This window comes from Pseudomonas putida (assembly GCF_002025705.1).
GTDB classification, from domain to species: domain Bacteria; phylum Pseudomonadota; class Gammaproteobacteria; order Pseudomonadales; family Pseudomonadaceae; genus Aquipseudomonas; species Aquipseudomonas putida_J.
Genome location: NZ_CP018846.1, coordinates 5,086,161 through 5,107,521, shown reverse-complemented (window position 1 = coordinate 5,107,521; position 21,361 = coordinate 5,086,161). Strand labels below are relative to the sequence as shown.

At 59.6% G+C, this 21,361-nt stretch carries 15 protein-coding genes, 3 rRNA genes and 1 pseudogene; 8 read left to right on the top strand and 11 right to left on the bottom strand.

The window, feature by feature from the left end; all coding sequences use genetic code 11:
- Nucleotides 1–26: 26 nt before the first annotated feature.
- From BUQ73_RS29060 to BUQ73_RS23195, 5 genes and pseudogenes are all read right to left on the bottom strand, one after another.
- A complete protein-coding gene (locus BUQ73_RS29060; protein ID WP_416171835.1) occupies nucleotides 27–731 on the bottom strand; it encodes a methyl-accepting chemotaxis protein in 705 nt (234 codons plus the stop codon).
- A gap of 201 nt (nucleotides 732–932) precedes the next feature.
- Nucleotides 933–1,814, bottom strand: a pseudogene (locus tag BUQ73_RS29055) (cache domain-containing protein); the annotation flags it as partial.
- 345 nt (nucleotides 1,815–2,159) lie between these two features.
- The gene (gene cueR, locus BUQ73_RS23205) at nucleotides 2,160–2,564 is read right to left on the bottom strand and encodes a Cu(I)-responsive transcriptional regulator (RefSeq protein WP_079229838.1); all 405 of its coding nucleotides are present in this window, start codon (nucleotides 2,562–2,564) and stop codon (nucleotides 2,160–2,162) included.
- Nucleotides 2,561–4,960, bottom strand: coding sequence for a heavy metal translocating P-type ATPase (locus tag BUQ73_RS23200; protein ID WP_079229837.1), 2,400 nt, complete (start codon nucleotides 4,958–4,960; stop codon nucleotides 2,561–2,563). Before BUQ73_RS23200 ends, cueR begins: the two co-directional genes overlap by 4 nt.
- 57 nt (nucleotides 4,961–5,017) lie before the next feature.
- Complete coding sequence (locus tag BUQ73_RS23195; protein WP_079229836.1) at nucleotides 5,018–5,404, bottom strand: hypothetical protein; 387 nt, start codon at nucleotides 5,402–5,404, stop codon at nucleotides 5,018–5,020.
- A 146-nt stretch (nucleotides 5,405–5,550) separates the two neighbouring features.
- On the opposite strand from BUQ73_RS23195, the gene BUQ73_RS23190 reads away from it, so the two are divergent.
- Together BUQ73_RS23190 and BUQ73_RS23185 are read left to right on the top strand one after the other, a co-directional pair.
- Nucleotides 5,551–5,748: a heavy-metal-associated domain-containing protein gene (locus BUQ73_RS23190; protein ID WP_079229835.1), complete on the top strand. Its 198-nt coding sequence runs from the start codon at nucleotides 5,551–5,553 to the stop codon at nucleotides 5,746–5,748.
- Nucleotides 5,749–5,905: 157 nt separating this feature from the next.
- Complete coding sequence (locus tag BUQ73_RS23185; protein WP_079229834.1) at nucleotides 5,906–7,087, top strand: multidrug effflux MFS transporter; 1,182 nt, start codon at nucleotides 5,906–5,908, stop codon at nucleotides 7,085–7,087.
- On the opposite strand, the gene BUQ73_RS28785 is transcribed toward BUQ73_RS23185, so the two are convergent.
- Complete coding sequence (locus BUQ73_RS28785; RefSeq protein ID WP_079229833.1) at nucleotides 7,038–7,235, bottom strand: hypothetical protein; 198 nt, start codon at nucleotides 7,233–7,235, stop codon at nucleotides 7,038–7,040. The two genes, BUQ73_RS23185 and BUQ73_RS28785, sit on opposite strands and share 50 nt — an antisense overlap.
- A gap of 465 nt (nucleotides 7,236–7,700) precedes the next feature.
- Between BUQ73_RS28785 and BUQ73_RS23175 the strand changes: the two genes are divergently transcribed.
- Nucleotides 7,701–8,408: an ArsR/SmtB family transcription factor gene (locus BUQ73_RS23175; RefSeq protein ID WP_079229832.1), complete on the top strand. Its 708-nt coding sequence runs from the start codon at nucleotides 7,701–7,703 to the stop codon at nucleotides 8,406–8,408.
- 5 nt (nucleotides 8,409–8,413) lie between these two features.
- Here BUQ73_RS23175 and BUQ73_RS23170 read toward each other — a convergent pair whose 3' ends face one another.
- The 5 genes from BUQ73_RS23170 to BUQ73_RS23150 form a co-directional block, all read right to left on the bottom strand.
- Nucleotides 8,414–9,361: an adenosine deaminase gene (locus BUQ73_RS23170; RefSeq protein ID WP_027920845.1), complete on the bottom strand. Its 948-nt coding sequence runs from the start codon at nucleotides 9,359–9,361 to the stop codon at nucleotides 8,414–8,416.
- 84 nt (nucleotides 9,362–9,445) lie between these two features.
- On the bottom strand, nucleotides 9,446–10,132 hold the full coding sequence (locus BUQ73_RS23165) for an SDR family oxidoreductase (protein ID WP_079229831.1): 687 nt from the start codon (nucleotides 10,130–10,132) through the stop codon (nucleotides 9,446–9,448).
- A gap of 366 nt (nucleotides 10,133–10,498) precedes the next feature.
- On the bottom strand, nucleotides 10,499–11,083 hold the full coding sequence (locus BUQ73_RS23160; protein WP_079229830.1) for an IMPACT family protein: 585 nt from the start codon (nucleotides 11,081–11,083) through the stop codon (nucleotides 10,499–10,501).
- A 9-nt stretch (nucleotides 11,084–11,092) separates the two neighbouring features.
- Nucleotides 11,093–11,755: a TetR/AcrR family transcriptional regulator gene (locus BUQ73_RS23155; RefSeq protein WP_079229829.1), complete on the bottom strand. Its 663-nt coding sequence runs from the start codon at nucleotides 11,753–11,755 to the stop codon at nucleotides 11,093–11,095.
- Between the two features lie 90 nt (nucleotides 11,756–11,845).
- On the bottom strand, nucleotides 11,846–12,763 hold the full coding sequence (locus BUQ73_RS23150; protein ID WP_079229828.1) for a LysR family transcriptional regulator: 918 nt from the start codon (nucleotides 12,761–12,763) through the stop codon (nucleotides 11,846–11,848).
- A gap of 118 nt (nucleotides 12,764–12,881) precedes the next feature.
- Here BUQ73_RS23150 and BUQ73_RS23145 point away from each other — a divergent pair, with 118 nt between their 5' ends.
- From BUQ73_RS23145 to rrf, 5 genes are all read left to right on the top strand, one after another.
- Nucleotides 12,882–14,228, top strand: a complete 1,347-nt coding sequence (locus tag BUQ73_RS23145; protein WP_079229827.1) for an aspartate aminotransferase family protein — start codon at nucleotides 12,882–12,884, stop codon at nucleotides 14,226–14,228.
- 72 nt (nucleotides 14,229–14,300) lie between these two features.
- Nucleotides 14,301–15,794 carry a CoA-acylating methylmalonate-semialdehyde dehydrogenase gene (locus tag BUQ73_RS23140; protein ID WP_079229826.1) on the top strand — a complete coding sequence of 498 codons (1,494 nt, stop codon included), beginning with the start codon at nucleotides 14,301–14,303 and terminating at the stop codon, nucleotides 15,792–15,794.
- Nucleotides 15,795–16,353: 559 nt separating this feature from the next.
- Nucleotides 16,354–17,890 (top strand): 16S ribosomal RNA (locus BUQ73_RS23135).
- A gap of 289 nt (nucleotides 17,891–18,179) precedes the next feature.
- Nucleotides 18,180–21,072 (top strand): 23S ribosomal RNA (locus tag BUQ73_RS23130).
- A gap of 138 nt (nucleotides 21,073–21,210) precedes the next feature.
- Nucleotides 21,211–21,326, top strand: a 5S ribosomal RNA gene (gene rrf, locus BUQ73_RS23125).
- The 16S, 23S and 5S rRNA genes sit together here, the layout of an rRNA operon.
- The last annotated feature ends 35 nt before the right edge of the window (nucleotides 21,327–21,361 follow it).

Here is a 21,361-nt window from a genome sequence, read left to right as displayed (position 1 = left end):
CCGCGAAGAGGCCGGTACAGCAGGACTCAGGTGCGGAAACGGCGCACCAGCGAATCCAGTTCATTGGACAGCCCCGCCAGGCTCTCGGAGTCCTGACGCGCCGCCTGTGCCAGTTCGGCCACCAACTGCGCATCCCCGTGAATCTGGCTGATATGGCGGTTGATGTCCTCGGCCACCTGGTGCTGTTCCTCGGCCGCCGTGGCGATCTGCGTGTTCATGTCGCGGATGATGTCCACCGACTCGCGAATCTGCCCGAAGCTGTCACGGGCCAAGCCGATGCGGCTGACCGACTGCTGCGACACTTCAAGGCTGGCATGCATCTGCTCGGCCACTTCCGAAGTGCGGCTGGCCAGGTTGCCCAGCAAGCCATCGATCTCGGCGGTAGAGTCGGCGGTGCGCTTGGCCAGGGCCCGCACTTCATCGGCCACCACGGCAAAGCCACGGCCCTGTTCGCCGGCCCGGGCCGCTTCGATGGCCGCGTTGAGTGCCAGCAGGTTGGTCTGCTCGGCAATCGAGCGGATGGTGCCGAGGATCGACTGGATAGCGTTGCTGTCGCGCTCCAGCTGCTGGATCGACTGGGCCGACTGCTCGATCTCCTGGCTCAGGCGGTCGACGCTGTTGACCGCCGCGTCGATCTGTTGCTGGCCTTCGCGGGCCTGTTGCTGGCCGCTGTCAGCCGATTGCGCGGCCTGGCTGCAGGAACGGGCAACTTCGTTGGCGGTGGCGACCATTTCGTGGAATGCAGTAGAGACCATGTCCACGGCTTCACGCTGGCGCCCGGCAGCCTCGGCCATGTCGCTGGAAACTCGGGTAGAGCTGCTGGAAGTGCTGAGGATCTTGCTGGCGGCCGAGCCGATATGCTGGATCAGGCTGCGGATGGCGCCCAGGAACTGGTTGAACCAGTTGGCCAGCTGCGCGGTTTCATCACGGCCACGCACGTCGAGGTTGCGGGTCAGGTCGCCTTCGCCCTGGGCAATGTCTTCCAGGCCGCTGGTGACGCTGTTGATCGGGCGCACGATGAGTTTGGCGAAGGCTGCGCCGACCGCGGCGAACAGTGCTGCCAGCACCACTGCAATGATGCCGATCAGCCAGGTCAGGCGGGTGGTGGTCTGCATCACTTCGCCTTGCTGGATCAGGCCGATGAAGGTCCAGCCCAGCTTCTCGTCAGGGTAGACGTTGGCCATGTAGCGCTGGCCGTTGATTTCGACCTCGACCAGGCCCTTGCCGGCCTTGGCCAGTTCGGCATAGCCATCACCGAAGCTGGCCAGTTGCTTGAAGTTGTGACTGGCATCGCGTGGGTCGACCATCACGTTGCCGTTGTTTTCCACCAGCATCAGGTAGCCGCTTTCGCCCAGTTTGATCTGCTTGACGATCTCGGTCAGGCCCTTGAGCGAAACGTCGATGTTGACCACGCCGCCCGGGTTGCCGAGCTGGTTGGCCACGGCGCGCACGGTGCTGATCAGCACGGCATCGTCGGCGGCCCAGTAGTAGGCACCGGTGCGCACGGTCTTGCCGGGGTTGGCCATGGCCAACTGGTACCACGGGCGTGGGCGCGGGTCGTAGTTGACGAACTTCTGCCCGGCCGGCCAGCCGACGTAGCCGCCATCGCTTACGCCGTAGGAAACATAGGCATAGCCTGGGTGAGACTCAGCCAGACGGGTGAAGAATTCCAGCAGTTGCTTGTCCTGATCGCCCAGCTCGTAGGACGGGTTGGCGCTCATGAATTTGTTCAGGTTGCCGCCGGTGGTCGCCACCATCGGTTGCGAAGCCAGGTAGGCGACGTTCTGGTCGATGCCTTGGAAGAAGATGTTCATCGCGTTGCTGACCTGGCGGATTTCCCGGCTGCTGCTGTCGAGGAAGCCGTCGCGGGCTTCACCGCGCAGGTTGATCACCACCAAGGTGGCCACGAGGACAATGGGCAAGCCGGCGATGACCGCGAATGCCCAAGTCAGTTTCTGTTTGATGTTCATCGACGCTCCCGGAATTTATTTTTTTGCACGCGAGGCAGGTACAACTACATCGGCAGCATCCGGGGAATTCTTAGGGAAAGTGCCCGTATTTATTGGGCGAAGTCGCATTTGGCGACTATTCGGTCGGCTTTGGGCTAATATGGCATACCAAAATAGTATGGCGGACTGATATCAGCACGCCATACGCCTTCATTGACAGCAGCTTGCGCCTTTGGCCAGGTCTTTCAGAATCGGGCAATCCGGCCGGTCGTCCCCTTGGCAGTGGGCGACCAGATCACCCAGGGTGTCACGCAAACTGACCAGTTCCTCAATGCGCCGATTCAGCTCATCGATGTGCTGCATGGCCAGCGCCTTGACGTCGGCGCTGGCCCGTCCGCGGTCCTGCCACAGGGTCAGCAGTTTGCCCACTTCATCCAGGGAAAACCCGAGGTCACGGGAGCGCTTGATGAAGGCCAGGCTGTGCAAGTCCTCGGCCTGGTACAAGCGGTAGCCACTGTCACTGCGCGTGGCCGGCTTGAGCAGGCCGATGGATTCGTAGTAGCGGATCATCTTGGTGCTGAGCCCGCTGCGGCGGGCGGCCTGGCCAATGTTCATCGGGCCTCCTGGGAGGTGCTGGTGGGTTTCCAGGTCTTCAGCCACAGGGCATTGCTGACCACGCTGACGCTGGACAGCGCCATGGCGGCGCCGGCCAGTACCGGGTTGAGATAGCCCAGTGCGGCCAAGGGAATGCCGATCAGGTTATAGATGAAGGCCCAGAACAGGTTCTGGCGGATTTTCGCATAGGTCTTGCGGCTGATTTCCAACGCCGCGGGCACCAGGCGCGGGTCGCCACGCATCAGGGTGATGCCTGCAGCCTGCATGGCCACGTCGGTGCCACCGCCCATGGCGATGCCGATGTCGGCGGCGGCCAGGGCCGGGGCATCGTTGATGCCATCGCCGACCATCGCCACCACGCCGTCCTTTTTCAGGGCGGCCACGGTGGCGGCTTTGTCGGCCGGCAGCACTTCGGCATGCACATCGTCGATACCGAGCGCGTCGGCCACCACCTTGGCGCTGCCGCGGTTGTCACCGGTCAGCAGGTGGCTGCTGATGTGGCGGGCGTGCAGGGCGGCGATGGCCTGCTCGGCACCGGGTTTGAGGCTGTCTCCGAAAGCGAACAGACCTAGCACGCGAGGAGCCGCGCCGCGTTCGATGAGCCACGACAGCGTGCGGCCTTCGGCTTCCCAGGCTTGAGCCTTGGCGGTCAGCTCGCCGGGTTGCAGGTTGCTTTCGTCGAGCAGGCGGCGGTTGCCCAGCGCCAGTTCGCGGCCTTCGACGCGCCCGGCAATGCCGCGACCGGTAAGCGACTGGCTGGCACTGACGGCGGGTACCTCCAAGCCTTGTTCGGTACAGGCGTCCAGCACCGCTTTGGCCAACGGGTGCTCGCTACCGCGCTGCAGGGCGCCAGCGAGACGATGCAGCTCGGCGCTATCAACGGCCAGTGCCTGGCTGTGGACCACGCGCGGGCTGCCGGAGGTGAGAGTGCCGGTCTTGTCGAATACCACGCGATTGACCGCATGGGCACGCTCCAGTGCTTCGGCATCCTTGATCAGTATGCCGTGGCGGGCGGCGACGCCGGTGCCGGCCATGATCGCTGCTGGCGTAGCCAGGCCCAAGGCGCAGGGGCAGGCGATCACCAGCACAGCGACCGCATTGATCAGCGCGGTTTCCAGCGGTGCACCGGCCAGCCACCAGCCAATCAAGGTGAGCAGTGCCAGCACCAGCACTGCCGGCACGAACACCTGGCTGACCCGGTCGACCAGCTTCTGGATCGGCGCCTTGGCGGCTTGTGCGTCTTCGACCAGGCGGATGATCCGGGCCAGCACGGTCTCCGTGCCCAGCGCCTGGGTACGCACCAGCAGCCGGCCTTCGCCGTTGATGGCACCGCCGGAGACGCTGTCGCCGGGTTGCTTGGGTACCGGCAGGCTCTCACCGCTGATCAGTGCTTCGTCAGCGTGGCTGCTGCCTTCTTCCACTGCGCCGTCGACCGGGAAGCGTTCGCCGGGTTTGACCAGGACCAGGTCGCCCAGGCGCAATTGGGCGATTGCCACGTCCTCTTCGCGGCCGTCGATGACGCGCACGGCACGTTCCGGGCGCAGCGCTTCGAGGGCACGGATGGCGCTGGCGGTCTGGCGCTTGGCCCGGCTTTCGAGGTATTTGCCCAGCAATACCAAGGCGATGACCACCGCCGAAGCCTCGAAATAAAGATGGGGTGCCATGCCGGCCGGGGCCTTGGCCCACTGGTACAGGCTCAGGCCATAACCCGCGCTGGTGCCCAGGGCGACCAGCAGGTCCATGTTACCGGCACCGGCACGCACGGCTTTGTAGGCGGCTTTATAGAAGCGTGCACCGAGAATGAATTGCACAGGAGTGGCCAGCACGAACTGCGCCCAGGCGGGGAGCATCCAGTGCAGGCCGAATGGCTGCACCAGCATCGGCAGCACCAGTGGCAGGGCCAGCAACAGCGCGGCAGCGACAGCCAGGCGCTCGTTGCGCAGTCGCCGTTGGGCATCCTGCTGATCATCCTTGGCCACTTGCGGCAGGCTGGCGCTGTAGCCAGCTTTTTCGACGGTGGTAATCAGCAGCGAGTCATCGAGCGCCTGCAGCACTTCAAGGTGGGCACGTTCACTGGCCAGGTTGACGCTCACCTGTTCGACCCCCGGCAACTTGGCAAGCGCGCGCTCCACTCGGCCAACGCAACTGGCGCAGGTCATGCCACCGATCTGCAGCTCCACGGTTCGGGTCGGCACGCCATAGCCGGCGCCGCGCACGGCTTCGACCAGGGCTGGCAGGCTATCGGCGGGGGCCTGGACCCTGGCTTGTTCGGTGGCGAGGTTGACGCTGACCTGATCAGCGCCGCTGACTTTACGCAGGGCGCGCTCGACACGGCCAGCGCAGCTGGCGCAGGTCATGCCGGAGATCGGCAGGTCGAACGTGGTAGATGCGGGCATGGCTCTCTTCCTTGGCAGGGCTTCAGCATCAGCATCAACCTTGCCACGCAGGGAAGGTCAATAGCCCAGGCTGGCGCGCTTCAACTCAAGGCCATTGTGGCCCATGGCAATACGGTATTTGCTGATCTGGCCCGCTTGCAGGTTGAGCCGCGTGCTGCGTTGATCCTCGATGCCGGGGGCACAGCCAGGCATTTGCCCGGGCAGCAGGCGCAGGCGCACGTCGACCGGGCCGGGCGGCAGGTTGAAGGACGTGGACTGTTCCTGGAATACGCGGCCGGAGAGCTGATCGTTGAGGTACACGCCGATCTCGCAGCTGGTTGCCACTTCCAGGCGCTCCCGGGAAATGATCAGCACGCTGTAGTCCGAGTTGCCCTCGGCATTGGCCGGTGGCACTGCTGCCAGCGCGGCCAACAGCCCGACGACGCCCACTGCTGTCCTGAACATGAAGAATCTCCTGCTTGCACAAATCGTCAAAGGCGCAGCTTGGCTGAGGTCCGCGCGGATTTCCAGCCCGGCCGTTTCACGCAGAACTTGACCTTGCCCCGATGGCAAGCTTGAAACTGGCTCAAACCCTGAAGGAGGCAGTACCCATGCAAGTGTTCAATGTTCAAGGCATGACCTGTGGCCATTGTGTGAAAGCAGTGACTCGCGCGGTACAGGAGCAGGATGCGCAGGCCAAGGTAGAAGTCGATCTGGCTGGCAAACAGGTGCGGGTACTGAGCGCGCTGGCGCCGGAACAGGTGCTGGCAGCGATCCGGGAAGAAGGCTATCAGGCCGAAGTGGTCTGAGCTGGCTTCATCGTCGGCAAGCCGTTGCCACGGGATGGCCTCTGGCTTGCTGGCGAACGGGATGCAAAGCGGCGCTATTTTATTGCAAATGTTTTCATGCCGAGGGTAGTCACAGCAGGTAGACTTGGCGGCTTGCTTAGCCTGCTATGGATTCCTGATGAACCTGCGAATGGTGCTGATTCTGGGCGCACTGAGTGCGTTCGGGCCCTTGGCGATCGACTTCTACCTGCCCGCCTTCCCGGCCATGGCGCAGGCGTTCGCCACCGATGAAAAACACATACAGGCCACCCTGGCGGCCTACTTCCTCGGCTTGTCGATCGGCCAGTTGGCCTACGGGCCGGTAGCCGACCGCTTTGGCCGGCGCAAGCCGCTGCTGTTCGGCGTGGCGCTGTTCACCTTGGCCTCGCTGGCCTGTGCCTATGCACCCAACCTCGATACCTTGATCGTGGCGCGCTTTGTACAGGCCCTGGGCGGTTGCGCCGGCATGGTGCTGTCGCGGGCCATTGTCAGTGACAAGTGCGACCCGGTGGCTTCGGCCAAGGTGTTCTCGCAGTTGATGCTGGTGATGGGCCTGGCACCGATCCTTGCGCCGATGCTTGGCGGGGTCTTGGTGAACGTGTCTGGTTGGCAGTCGATCTTCCTGGCGCTGAGCCTGTTCAGCGCTGCCAGCCTGTTGGCGGTTAGCCTGGGCCTGCCGGAGAGCCTGCCGGCGCACATGCCGCGCCAGCCGCTGTCAGGTGCATTGCGCCAATACCTGCGGTTGTTGGCCGATCGTGTGTTCATGGGGCACGCCTTGACCGGCGGTATCGCCATTGCTGGCATGTTTGCCTACATCGCCGGTTCGCCTTTCGTATTCATCAAGCTCTATGGTGTACCAGCGGAACACTACGGCTGGCTGTTCGGCACCAACGCTGCGGGCTTCATTCTGGTAGCCCAGGTCAATGCGCGCCTGCTGGCCAAGCGAGGCCCTGCGTTCCTGTTGGTGCGTGCAGTCTGGCTCTATCTCGCTGCGGGGCTGGTCTTGCTGGGCGTGGCAGCCTTGCGCCCAGCACAGTTGTGGCCATTGCTGGTGCCACTGTTCGTCTGCATTGCAAGCCTGGGTTGCATTATCCCCAACGCTTCGGCCTGCGCCATGAGCGGCCAGGGCGCTCGGGCAGGCAGTGCCTCTGCACTGATGGGTTGCGTGCAGTTCAGTGTAGCGGCCGGCGCGGCGTCGCTGGTCGGCGTGCTGCATGACGGTAGCGCAGTGCCCATGACCTTGGTGATCAGCTTGTGCGGGGCGCTGGTGGTCAGTGTCGCGCTGTTGACCCGGCGTTTGCAGGCCACGCGTCCGGCATGAGTGGGTGAGGTGCTTGCAGGCGGGTTTCCAGGGTCGCGACGAAGGCGCGTGCTTCGGCTTCGCTGCGGAAACTCACCACATGCTGGTCGAGCCTCACCTGCCAGGGGCAGTTGGGGTTGCGGTTCGACGCACAGACGACAATCTTCATCGTGGCATACCTCCGAATGAGGGAGAGAGCGGATCAAGTGTAGCGCCGCCATCCCTTGTCGCCACGGCCTGAATCGGTGTTCTGACTGGCGGTCAGGGCACATTCTCAAAAGCTTGTCTGCCCTTTCCAGGGGGAGTACCTGGATTGCTGTGGAAGCTTCGCTTTGATTTGCGCTATTTGAGGAAGCGCGCTGTCGGCAGAGTCGCTGCCCGCCCTGGGCTGTTCTTCCCCATGCCCTGTATTTTCCTTCCTGCGTCACGTTGTCGTGGCTTCAAGTACAGTTTTGACTCGCTTGAGGGTTGCCCCACCCAACGCCGCTTGAGCCTTTCGTGGTATGAGCTGGGTTGCCGGAAGGGGCGCGGGTGCGGCTTATACTGCCCTCTGAGCAGTTGGACTGGGGGCGATCAGCGTATCCAAGGCTGGCCTCTGGAAACCAGACGTGATCATGCGGGGAGATACAGGGACATGAATGCAGTCAGCAGTATCAGTCAGATTGCCGGCCTGATGGCCGACCCCAAGCGTAGCGCGATGCTATGGGCGCTAATCGATGGCACACCGCGGCCGACCGATGAGCTGGCGATGATGACCGGGCTTACCTCGTCTTCGGCCTGCGCTCACCTTTCGTTACTGTCTTCGGCGGGCCTGCTCAGGCTTGAGGCGCGCGGCCGCAAACGCTACTTCCGCCTCGCTACCCCGCAGGTGGGGGTAGCTGTCGAGGCGTTGGCCAGTGTCCAGCTGGCGTCGGAAAAAGGGTCGCGTACAGAGGTGCTGCAACTGCCGATGTCGATGCGCAGGGCACGCCGCTGTGGTGATCACCTGGGCGGCGAACTGGCGGGTGAGCTGTACCACCGGATGGTGGTGGCGGGCTGGCTGGAGGGCAACGAGCGGGAGCTGATGGTCAGCGACAACGGGCGAACGCAGCTGGCTGCCATAGGGGTCTACATCGACGCGCTGGCATCGCGGCAGCAGCACAGCTGTGTGATCTGCCATTGCAATGAGTGGAGCGACCAAGGGCCGCACTTGGGCGGCAGCCTTGGCCGGGCATTGCTCACACTGTTTCTGCAGTCTGGCTGGATACGCGAGCCCGAAGGCACGCGGGTATTGCAGATTTCCGCCGAGGGTGTGCAGCAGATCAACCGCATAGCCCGCGTGACGACCTTGCAGGTCGGTTAGCGGCTTCAGACCAGGCGCGCATCCAGGCTGTTTTGCGCCAGGCGGCGGGCCTGGTCTTCGGTCATGCCCAAGTGGGTGTGCAGGGCGTGGAAGTTCTCTGTGACGTAACCGCCGAAGTAGGCCGGGTCGTCTGAGTTCACCGTCACCTTTACGCCGCGCTCGAGCATGTCGAGGATGTTGTGCTGGCTCATATGGTCGAATACGCAAAGTTTGGTGTTCGACAACGGGCAGACGGTGAGCGGGATCTGCTCATCGATGATGCGTTGCATCAGGCGTTCATCTTCGATGGCGCGTACGCCGTGGTCGATGCGCTTGATCTTCAACAGGTCGAGGGCTTCCCAGATGTACTCGGGTGGGCCTTCCTCACCGGCGTGGGCCACGGCCACAAAGCCCTCGCTGCGGGCGCGGTCGAACACGCGCTGGAACTTGCTCGGCGGGTGGCCCATTTCCGAACTGTCCAGGCCGACGGCGATGAAGGCGTCACGGAAGGGCAGGGCCTGGTCGAGGGTTTTTTGCGCTTCGTCTTCACTGAGGTGGCGCAGGAAGCTCAAGATCAGGCCGCTGCTGATGCCCAGCTGCTCGCGACCGTCCTTCAGCGCCTGGTTGATGCCGTTGAGCACAACTTCGAACGGGATACCGCGGTCGGTGTGGGTCTGCGGGTCGAAGAACGGTTCGGTGTGGATAACATTCTGCGCCTTGCAGCGCTGCAGGTAGGCCCAGGTCAGGTCGTAGAAATCCTGCTCGGTGCGCAGCACGTCCGCGCCTTGGTAATACAGGTCGAGGAATTCCTGCAGGTTATTGAAGGCGTAGGCGCTGCGTAACGTTTCTACGTCGTTCCATGGCAGGGCAATCTTGTTACGCTCGGCCAAGGCGAACAGCAGTTCCGGTTCCAGCGAACCTTCAAGGTGCAGGTGCAGTTCTGCCTTGGGCAGGGCATTCAGCCAGTCATACATAAGGGGGATGTCTCAAATCAGGTACGGTTGCCGCCATTCTACAGGGCCTGGCCGGGCATTGCGCCCGGCCGGTCGGTATTCACCTCACCAGGTGAGCGGCTCGCCTTTGTAGTTGATGAAGCGCAGGCCACCGTGGCCGCTTTGTGCCTTGATCTGTTCGAGCATTCCACGAGTGCTGGTGAGTACGTCGATTTCGGCGTTTTCGCCGCCCATGTCGGTCTTCACCCAGCCTGGGTGCATGGCCAGCACGCAGAGGTCGGGGCGCTGCAATTCGACCACGAAACTGTTGATCATCGAATTGAGCGCAGCCTTGCTGGCCTTGTACAGGCAGATCTCGCCGCCGTCCGGGATGGTCACGCTGCCCAGGATCGAGCTCATGAACGCCAGCACGCCACTGCCCTCGCGCACTTGGCCGGCCAGGCGGCGGGCTACACGGATCGGCGCCACGGCATTGGTCATGAACAGGTCGCCGATGGCCTGGGCCTGTACGCTTTCCAGGTCTTGCGGCAAGGGGCCCATGACTCCGGCGTTGACGAACACCAGGTCGAACACCTGGCCTTGCAGGCGCTGCTTGAGGCTGTCGAGTTGCGCGGTGTCGTTCATTTCCAATTGCTCGACACGTACGCCGGGCACATTGGCAAGGCCGCCAGGTTGCTGCGCGTTGCGTACTGTTGCGGTGATGTTCCAGCCATCTTCGTGCAGGCGGTGCACCAAGCCGAGGCCGAGGCCGCGGGAGGCGCCGATGATGAGGGCAGTTCTTGAAGTTGCCATAGGAACATTCCTTTATCGGTGTAGGAAAAAGGAATTGAGCATACTGCAGAGTTACTGAATGCGCCTGTTTAACCATTGGTTAAAAAACGTACAGTGTCACTTGGCCGTTAGCTGGCGGGCGTCCGGCGTGTTGGCTAACGGGTTATCCACAGGCTGGTCCACAGTAAATGTGCGCAAGCACAGTGGAGACCGCGCTGTAACGGGGCTGACGCATTTGGGATAACTCGCCAAAGGTCAGTCGTTTACGGCTGTCATCAAACAGTGATCAAAATATGCTCAATGCTCTGCAGGCCTTGCAGGACGTAGGCTGTAAGGGAATGCCCCAAGCTTATCCACAGGCCGGCCCACAGTAGATGTGGGCAAGTTTCAGTGCGCTTCGAGGATGATCCGGCCGCGGCTCAGATCGGCCAGCTGCTGTTGCAGGGCAGGTTGATGCTCGGCACCCACGGCAATCTGAAGGTCGACGCCATTGGCAGTGAATTGCTCGTCCAGCACCAGGCCATCCACATCGGCCAGGCGCAGTTTCACCAGTGCCAGTTCGCTGAAAGAGCAACTGCAGTGGTATTCGCTACGTTGAATCAACAGGCGTTTCGGCGCTTGTTGCAGGCACTTGTTGGCGCCACCGCCATAGGCGCGAGCCAGCCCGCCGGTGCCCAGCTGAATGCCGCCGTACCAGCGGATCACCAGCACCACCACTTGGTCGCAGTCCTGGGCTTCGATTGCCGCAAGTATTGGCCTTCCGGCGGTACCGCCCGGCTCGCCATCGTCATTGCTGCGGTATTGCCCGCCGATCTTCCAGGCCCAGCAGTTGTGCGTGGCGGCCAGGTCGCTGTGGCGTTCGATGAAGCTCATCGCCTCGGCGGCACTGTTGATCGGGCCGGCGAGGGTGATGAAACGGCTCTTGCGGATTTCCTCGCGAAATTCGCAGAGGTCGAGCAGGGTAGAAGGCATAGGTGAACGTCAGGCACTCGGCTTGATGCCGCAGCCCTTGAGAATGATGTGGATAAGGTTGTTGCTGGCATCTTCCATGTCCTGCTTGGTCAAGCGGCTGCGGCCGGTGACCTCGCAGATCTGGGTGGCGAAGTCGGCATAGTGCTGGGTGCTGCCCCAGAGCAGGAAAATCAGGTGCACAGGGTCGACCGGGTCCATCTTGCCGGCTTCCATCCACGCCTGGAACACGGCGGCCCGGCCGCGGAACCATTCACGGTAGTCGGCGCTGAAGTACTCGGTCAGGCAGGTGCCACCGCTGATCACTTCCATCGCGAAGATGCGCGAGGCCTGCGGGTTGCGCCGGGAGAACTCCATCTTGGTGCGGATGTAGTGGCTCAGCGCTTCGCCTGGGTCGTCCTCGACGCTCAGGGCGTTGAAGGTGCTGTCCCACAGCTCGATGATGTTGCTCAGCACGGCGATGTAGAGGCCGAGCTTGTTGGTGAAGTAGTAATGCAGGTTGGCCTTGGGCAAGCCGGCTTTCAGCGCGATGGTGTTCATGCTGGTGCCTTTGAACCCATGGCGGGCGAATTCGTCTTCGGCGGCCTGGATGATGGCCTGTTCGTTCTTCTGGCGGATGCGGCCGGCGGGCTTGCCCGAGGCGGCGAGGCGATGCGCAGGGACTTCTAGGGTCATGGACGATTCCGGACGGGTCTGTGGCAACGAATGTCGGACAAGATTACCTGCCTGTGCTGGCGTGACAAGCCTTAGCGTCAGAAGCTGGCATCAGCGTGTCGCAGCCAGGCTTTCCAGGAAGCTTTCCAGCACCAGGTTCGGCCGCCGCCCTTTGCGGGTAACCCAGCTCAGGCTGAGGTCGTAGAAGCGTTGCGCCGGCTTGAGTGCACGCAGGCGACCTTGCTGGACCCAGAAGGTCGCGTAGTGGTCGGGCAGGTAGCCGATGTAGCGCCCGGTGAGGATCAGGAACGCCATGCCTTCGCGGTCCGAGGCGCTGGCGGTGCAGTTGAGTGCCTGGTAGTGCGCCTGGATTTCCGCAGGCAGCCGAAAGGTCGGCGCGATCGCCTCCTGGCTGTTCAGGCGCTCATCGTCGATCTGCTGGTTGTCGGCGTAAAACAAGGGATGGCCAACCGCGCAGTAAAGTTGTGAGCGTTCGCTGTACAGCGGTTGGTATTCCAGGCCGGACAGTGGGCTGGTCTGCGGTACCACGCCGACGTGCAGGCTGCCATCCAATACCCCTTGCTCGACTTGGCTGGGGGCAATCATGCGGATCTGGATGCGCACATCCGGACCGCGGTCCTTGAGTTCGGCGAGGGCATGGGTGATGCGCATGTGCGGCAGGGTGACCAGGTTGTCGGTCAGGCCGATGTTGAGCTCGCCGCGCAAATGTTGGTGCAGGCCGTTGACCTCGGTGCGGAAGGTTTCCAGCGCACTGAGCAACTGCAGGGCAGAGTGGTAGACCTCGCGGCCTTCTTCGGTCAACGAGAAACCGGCGCGGCCGCGCTGGCACAGGCGCAAACCCAGGCGTTGCTCAAGGTCGTTCATCTGCTGGCTGATGGCCGAGCGGCCGATCCCCAGCACGTTTTCCGCAGCCGAGAAGCCGCCGCACTCAACTACGCTCCGGTAGATTTTCAGCAGGCGGATGTCGAAATCGCTGACTTGTGCGAGGGGGTCGGGACGTCGGCTCATAAGTTTAGTCTTGCGCTACCTGAAGATTAGAAATGTAGGCTTTTTCAGACTTTATCCGCGTGCGAATTTAGCTGCAACAACATCCATCGTTGCCTAATCGTCTTCCGAGGAACCGCCGATGAACATGCCCGAAACCGCTCCCACCGGTATCGCCAGCCAGCTCAAGCTGGATGCCCACTGGATGCCCTACACCGCCAACCGTAACTTCCAGCGCGATCCGCGCCTGATCGTGGCGGCCGAAGGCAACTACCTGGTCGATGACAAGGGGCGCAAGATATTCGACGCCCTCTCTGGCCTGTGGACCTGTGGCGCCGGGCATACCCGCAAGGAAATCACCGAAGCGGTCGCTCGCCAGGTCGGTACCCTCGATTATTCCCCGGCGTTCCAGTTCGGCCACCCGCTGTCGTTCCAGCTGGCCGAGAAGATCGCCGAGCTGACGCCGGGTGACCTGAATCACGTCTTCTATACCAACTCCGGCTCCGAGTGCTGCGACACCGCGCTGAAGATGGTGCGTGCCTACTGGCGCCTGAAGGGCCAGGCCACCAAGACCAAGATCATTGGCCGTGCCCGGGGTTACCACGGGGTGAACATCGCCGGTACCAGCCTGGGTGGCGTCAACGGCAACCGCAAGATGTTCGGCCAACTGCTTGACGTCGACCATCTGCCTCACACCGTGCTGCCGGTGAACGCCTTCTCCAAAGGCATGCCGGAAGAGGGCGGTATCGCCTTGGCAGATGAAATGCTCAAGCTGATCGAGCTGCACGATGCGTCGAACATCGCGGCGGTGATCGTCGAGCCGCTGGCCGGTTCTGCCGGGGTGCTGCCACCGCCGAAGGGTTACCTGAAGCGTCTGCGTGAAATCTGCACCCAGCACAACATCCTGCTGATCTTCGACGAAGTCATCACCGGTTTCGGTCGCATGGGCGCCATGACCGGTTCCGAGGCCTTTGGTGTCACCCCTGACTTGATGTGCATCGCCAAGCAGGTCACCAACGGTGCCATTCCGATGGGCGCGGTGATCGCCACCAGCGAGATCTACCAGACATTCATGAACCAGCCGACCCCGGAATATGCTGTGGAATTCCCCCACGGCTATACCTACTCGGCTCACCCTGTAGCTTGTGCCGCCGGCCTCGCCGCGCTCGACCTGCTGCAGAAGGAAAGCCTGGTGCAGTCGGCTGCCGAACTGGCGCCGCACTTCGAGAAGCTGCTGCATGGCGTCAAGGGCACCAAGAACATCGTCGACATCCGTAACTACGGCCTGGCCGGCGCGATCCAGATCGCTGCCCGCGACGGTGATGCCATCGTGCGTCCTTACGAAGCGGCCATGAAGCTGTGGCAAGCCGGCTTCTATGTACGCTTCGGTGGTGACACCCTGCAGTTCGGCCCAACCTTCAATACCCAGCCACAGGAACTGGACCGCCTGTTCGACGCGGTCGGTGAAGCCCTGAACAAGATCGACTGATCTTTCCGATTTTGACGTAGGGCGCGTAGCCAATTACGCGCCTGCCTCAACCTTCTTTATCTGGAGTTTTGCATGAGCATTGTTCAGCACCTGATTCACGGCGAACTGGTTACCAAGGGTGAGCGCACCGCCGATGTCTTCAACCCCTCTACCGGCCAGGCAGTACGCAAGGTCGAACTGGCCAGCCGCGCGACCGTGCAGGAGGCCATTGACTCTGCCAAAGCCGCCTTCCCGGCCTGGCGCAACACCCCGCCGGCCAAGCGTGCCCAGGTGATGTTCCGTTTCAAGCAATTGCTGGAGCAGAATGAAGCCCGTATCTCGCAGATGATCAGCGAAGAGCACGGCAAGACCCTGGAAGACGCTGCTGGTGAACTGAAGCGTGGCATCGAGAACGTCGAGTTTGCCTGCGCGGCGCCAGAAGTGCTCAAAGGTGAGTACAGCCGCAACGTCGGCCCGAACATCGATGCCTGGTCCGACTTCCAGCCGCTGGGCGTAGTTGCTGGTATTACTCCGTTCAACTTCCCGGCCATGGTGCCGCTGTGGATGTACCCGCTGGCCATTGCCTGCGGTAACGCCTTCATCCTCAAACCATCCGAGCGCGATCCGAGCTCCACCCTGTTCATCGCCCAACTGCTGCTGGAGGCTGGTCTGCCGAAGGGCATCCTCAACGTGGTGCACGGTGACAAGGAAGCGGTCGACGCACTGATCGAAGCACCGGAAGTGAAAGCGCTGAGCTTCGTCGGTTCGACCCCGATTGCCGAATACATCTATGCCGAGGGCACCAAGCGCGGCAAGCGCGTGCAGGCCCTGGGTGGTGCGAAGAACCACGCGGTGCTGATGCCTGATGCCGACCTGGACAACGCGGTCAGCGCGCTGATGGGCGCAGCCTACGGTTCGTGCGGCGAGCGTTGCATGGCTATCTCGGTGGCGGTGTGTGTAGGTGATCAGGTTGCCGATGCACTGATCGCCAAGCTGGAGCCGCAGATCAAGGCGCTGAAGATTGGCGCTGGCACGTCGTGCGGCCTGGACATGGGCCCGCTGGTAACTGCTGCAGCCCGAGACAAGGTTGTCGGTTACATCGACGATGGTGTTGCCGCTGGCGCCAAGCTGGTGGTAGATGGCCGTGGCTTCCGTGTGGCAGGGAATGAAGATGGCTACTTCGTCGGTGGCACGCTGTTCGACAACGTGACCCCAGAGATGCGCATCTATAAAGAAGAGATCTTCGGCCCGGTGCTGTGCGTGGTGCGTGTGAACAGCCTGGAGCAGGCCATGCAGCTGATCAACGACCACGAGTACGGCAACGGTACTTGCATCTTTACCCGTGACGGTGAAGCGGCGCGCCTGTTCTGCGATGAGATCGAAGTGGGCATGGTCGGCGTCAACGTGCCACTGCCGGTGCCGGTTGCCTACCACAGCTTCGGTGGCTGGAAGCGTTCGCTGTTCGGTGACCTGCATGCCTACGGCCCGGATGGTGTGCGTTTCTATACCCGTCGCAAGGCGATCACCCAGCGCTGGCCGCAGCGGGCCAGCCATGAGGCATCGCAGTTTGCATTCCCTAGCTTGTAAGGGATGAGATGAAGCGGGGAGGCCGACAGGCCTCCCCGCTTTGTTTTTTAGCGATATTGAAGTTTCTTGAAATTAAGGGTTGACGGGGTTTCGAATCCCCTTATAATGCGCCCCACTTCCAGCGACATCGGAACGACAAACTCCTTGAGATTCAATGAGTTAGGTAGTTAAGGTGAGGTTGGAGGCGCTTCGATCGAGTGATCGATAGCGGGTGAGATGAAGGTTGACAGCGGTTTTAAACGCTGTATTATTCGCCTCCCGCTACGAGAGATCGCAGCGAGCCAAGTGTTTGAAGCTAAACGAGTTTCTCGCAAAAAACTTCAAAATAAACGCTTGACAGACTCTGAGGAAAGCGTAGAATGCGCGCCTCGGTTGAGACGAAAATCTCTTAACCAAACGCTCTTTAACAAATCGAATCAAGCAATTCGTGTGGGTGCTTGTGAGTACGGACTGATAGTCACAAAGATTATCAGCATCACAAGTGACCATGCGAGAAATCACATAGTCATTTGAGATTGCTGAGCCAAGTTTAGGGTTTCTTAAAAACCCAAGCAGTATTGAACTGAAGAGTTTGATCATGGCTCAGATTGAACGCTGGCGGCAGGCCTAACACATGCAAGTCGAGCGGATGACGGGAGCTTGCTCCTTGATTCAGCGGCGGACGGGTGAGTAATGCCTAGGAATCTGCCTGGTAGTGGGGGACAACGTTTCGAAAGGAACGCTAATACCGCATACGTCCTACGGGAGAAAGCAGGGGACCTTCGGGCCTTGCGCTATCAGATGAGCCTAGGTCGGATTAGCTAGTTGGTGAGGTAATGGCTCACCAAGGCGACGATCCGTAACTGGTCTGAGAGGATGATCAGTCACACTGGAACTGAGACACGGTCCAGACTCCTACGGGAGGCAGCAGTGGGGAATATTGGACAATGGGCGAAAGCCTGATCCAGCCATGCCGCGTGTGTGAAGAAGGTCTTCGGATTGTAAAGCACTTTAAGTTGGGAGGAAGGGCAGTAAGTTAATACCTTGCTGTTTTGACGTTACCGACAGAATAAGCACCGGCTAACTCTGTGCCAGCAGCCGCGGTAATACAGAGGGTGCAAGCGTTAATCGGAATTACTGGGCGTAAAGCGCGCGTAGGTGGTTTGTTAAGTTGGATGTGAAAGCCCCGGGCTCAACCTGGGAACTGCATCCAAAACTGGCAAGCTAGAGTACGGTAGAGGGTGGTGGAATTTCCTGTGTAGCGGTGAAATGCGTAGATATAGGAAGGAACACCAGTGGCGAAGGCGACCACCTGGACTGATACTGACACTGAGGTGCGAAAGCGTGGGGAGCAAACAGGATTAGATACCCTGGTAGTCCACGCCGTAAACGATGTCAACTAGCCGTTGGAATCCTTGAGATTTTAGTGGCGCAGCTAACGCATTAAGTTGACCGCCTGGGGAGTACGGCCGCAAGGTTAAAACTCAAATGAATTGACGGGGGCCCGCACAAGCGGTGGAGCATGTGGTTTAATTCGAAGCAACGCGAAGAACCTTACCAGGCCTTGACATGCAGAGAACTTTCCAGAGATGGATTGGTGCCTTCGGGAACTCTGACACAGGTGCTGCATGGCTGTCGTCAGCTCGTGTCGTGAGATGTTGGGTTAAGTCCCGTAACGAGCGCAACCCTTGTCCTTAGTTACCAGCACGTAATGGTGGGCACTCTAAGGAGACTGCCGGTGACAAACCGGAGGAAGGTGGGGATGACGTCAAGTCATCATGGCCCTTACGGCCTGGGCTACACACGTGCTACAATGGTCGGTACAGAGGGTTGCCAAGCCGCGAGGTGGAGCTAATCTCACAAAACCGATCGTAGTCCGGATCGCAGTCTGCAACTCGACTGCGTGAAGTCGGAATCGCTAGTAATCGCGAATCAGAATGTCGCGGTGAATACGTTCCCGGGCCTTGTACACACCGCCCGTCACACCATGGGAGTGGGTTGCACCAGAAGTAGCTAGTCTAACCTTCGGGAGGACGGTTACCACGGTGTGATTCATGACTGGGGTGAAGTCGTAACAAGGTAGCCGTAGGGGAACCTGCGGCTGGATCACCTCCTTAATCGACGACATCAGCCTGCTGATGAGCTCCCACACGAATTGCTTGATTCATGGTTGAAGAAGCACTTGATCAGAACTCAGAAATGAGCATTCAGGTCGAATGTTGATTTCTGACTTTTGTCAGACCGTTCTTTAAAAATTCGGATATGTGATAGATATAGACTGAACACCAGTTTCACTGCTGGTGGATCAGGCTAAGGTAAAATTTGTGAGTTCTGCTCGAAAGAGCGACGTGCGAATTTTCGGCGAATGTCGTCTTCACAGTATAACCAGATTGCTTGGGGTTATATGGTCAAGTGAAGAAGCGCATACGGTGGATGCCTTGGCAGTCAGAGGCGATGAAAGACGTGGTAGCCTGCGATAAGCTTTGGGGAGTCGGCAAACAGACTGTGATCCAGAGATCTCTGAATGGGGGAACCCACTCAGCATAAGCTGAGTATCTTGTACTGAATACATAGGTGCAAGAGGCGAACCAGGGGAACTGAAACATCTAAGTACCCTGAGGAAAAGAAATCAACCGAGATTCCCTTAGTAGTGGCGAGCGAACGGGGACCAGCCCTTAAGTTGGTTTGAGATTAGTGGAACGCTCTGGAAAGTGCGGCCATAGTGGGTGATAGCCCCGTACACGAAAATCTCTTATCAATGAAATCGAGTAGGACGGAGCACGAGAAACTTTGTCTGAACATGGGGGGACCATCCTCCAAGGCTAAATACTACTGACTGACCGATAGTGAACCAGTACCGTGAGGGAAAGGCGAAAAGAACCCCGGAGAGGGGAGTGAAATAGAACCTGAAACCGTATGCGTACAAGCAGTGGGAGCCTACTTTGTTAGGTGACTGCGTACCTTTTGTATAATGGGTCAGCGACTTATATTCAGTGGCGAGCTTAACCGAATAGGGGAGGCGTAGCGAAAGCGAGTCTTAATAGGGCGTTTAGTCGCTGGGTATAGACCCGAAACCGGGCGATCTATCCATGGGCAGGTTGAAGGTTAGGTAACACTGACTGGAGGACCGAACCGACTACCGTTGAAAAGTTAGCGGATGACCTGTGGATCGGAGTGAAAGGCTAATCAAGCTCGGAGATAGCTGGTTCTCCTCGAAAGCTATTTAGGTAGCGCCTCATGTATCACTGTAGGGGGTAGAGCACTGTTTCGGCTAGGGGGTCATCCCGACTTACCAAACCGATGCAAACTCCGAATACCTACAAGTGCCGAGCATGGGAGACACACGGCGGGTGCTAACGTCCGTCGTGAAAAGGGAAACAACCCAGACCGTCAGCTAAGGTCCCAAAGTCATGGTTAAGTGGGAAACGATGTGGGAAGGCTTAGACAGCTAGGAGGTTGGCTTAGAAGCAGCCACCCTTTAAAGAAAGCGTAATAGCTCACTAGTCGAGTCGGCCTGCGCGGAAGATGTAACGGGGCTCAAACCATGCACCGAAGCTACGGGTATCACCTTTAGGTGATGCGGTAGAGGAGCGTTCTGTAAGCCTGTGAAGGTGAGTTGAGAAGCTTGCTGGAGGTATCAGAAGTGCGAATGCTGACATGAGTAACGACAATGCGAGTGAAAAACTCGCACGCCGAAAGACCAAGGTTTCCTGCGCAACGTTAATCGACGCAGGGTTAGTCGGTCCCTAAGGCGAGGCTGAAAAGCGTAGTCGATGGAAAACAGGTTAATATTCCTGTACTTCCAGTTATTGCGATGGAGGGACGGAGAAGGCTAGGCCAGCTTGGCGTTGGTTGTCCAAGTTTAAGGTGGTAGGCTGAGATCTTAGGCAAATCCGGGATCTTAAGGCCGAGAGCTGATGACGAGTGCTCATTAGAGCGCGAAGTGGTTGATGCCATGCTTCCAAGAAAAGCTCCTAAGCTTCAGATAACTGGGAACCGTACCCCAAACCGACACAGGTGGTTAGGTAGAGAATACCAAGGCGCTTGAGAGAACTCGGGTGAAGGAACTAGGCAAAATGGCACCGTAACTTCGGGAGAAGGTGCGCCGGCGAGGGTTAAGGACTTGCTCCGTAAGCCCATGCCGGTCGAAGATACCAGGCCGCTGCGACTGTTTATTAAAAACACAGCACTCTGCAAACACGAAAGTGGACGTATAGGGTGTGACGCCTGCCCGGTGCCGGAAGGTTAATTGATGGGGTTAGCGCAAGCGAAGCTCTTGATCGAAGCCCCGGTAAACGGCGGCCGTAACTATAACGGTCCTAAGGTAGCGAAATTCCTTGTCGGGTAAGTTCCGACCTGCACGAATGGCGTAACGATGGCGGCGCTGTCTCCACCCGAGACTCAGTGAAATTGAAATCGCTGTGAAGATGCAGTGTATCCGCGGCTAGACGGAAAGACCCCGTGAACCTTTACTATAGCTTTGCACTGGACTTTGAATTTGCTTGTGTAGGATAGGTGGGAGGCTTTGAAGTGGGGACGCCAGTTCTCATGGAGCCATCCTTGAAATACCACCCTGGCAACTTTGAGGTTCTAACTCAGGTCCGTTATCCGGATCGAGGACAGTGTATGGTGGGTAGTTTGACTGGGGCGGTCTCCTCCCAAAGAGTAACGGAGGAGTACGAAGGTGCGCTCAGACCGGTCGGAAATCGGTCGTAGAGTATAAAGGCAAAAGCGCGCTTGACTGCGAGACAAACACGTCGAGCAGGTACGAAAGTAGGTCTTAGTGATCCGGTGGTTCTGTATGGAAGGGCCATCGCTCAACGGATAAAAGGTACTCCGGGGATAACAGGCTGATACCGCCCAAGAGTTCATATCGACGGCGGTGTTTGGCACCTCGATGTCGGCTCATCACATCCTGGGGCTGAAGCCGGTCCCAAGGGTATGGCTGTTCGCCATTTAAAGTGGTACGCGAGCTGGGTTTAGAACGTCGTGAGACAGTTCGGTCCCTATCTGCCGTGGACGTTTGAGATTTGAGAGGGGCTGCTCCTAGTACGAGAGGACCGGAGTGGACGAACCTCTGGTGTTCCGGTTGTCACGCCAGTGGCATTGCCGGGTAGCTATGTTCGGAAGAGATAACCGCTGAAAGCATCTAAGCGGGAAACTTGCCTCAAGATGAGATCTCACTGGAACCTTGAGTTCCCTAAAGGGCCGTCGAAGACTACGACGTTGATAGGTTGGGTGTGTAAGCGCTGTGAGGCGTTGAGCTAACCAATACTAATTGCCCGTGAGGCTTGACCATATAACACCCAAGCAATTTGAGCGTAAGCGCCAAATTGTGGTGGTGAAGATGATACGAACCGAAAGTTCGCAACGAACCACAACATCACATATCCGGATTCGCTGGGCTGTCCATCTGGACAATCTGGCTACAGAATTTCTTGACGACCATAGAGCATTGGAACCACCTGATCCCATCCCGAACTCAGCAGTGAAACGATGCATCGCCGATGGTAGTGTGGGGTTTCCCCATGTGAGAGTAGGTCATCGTCAAGATTCATTTCGCAAAACCCCTATCTGCGTATGCAGGT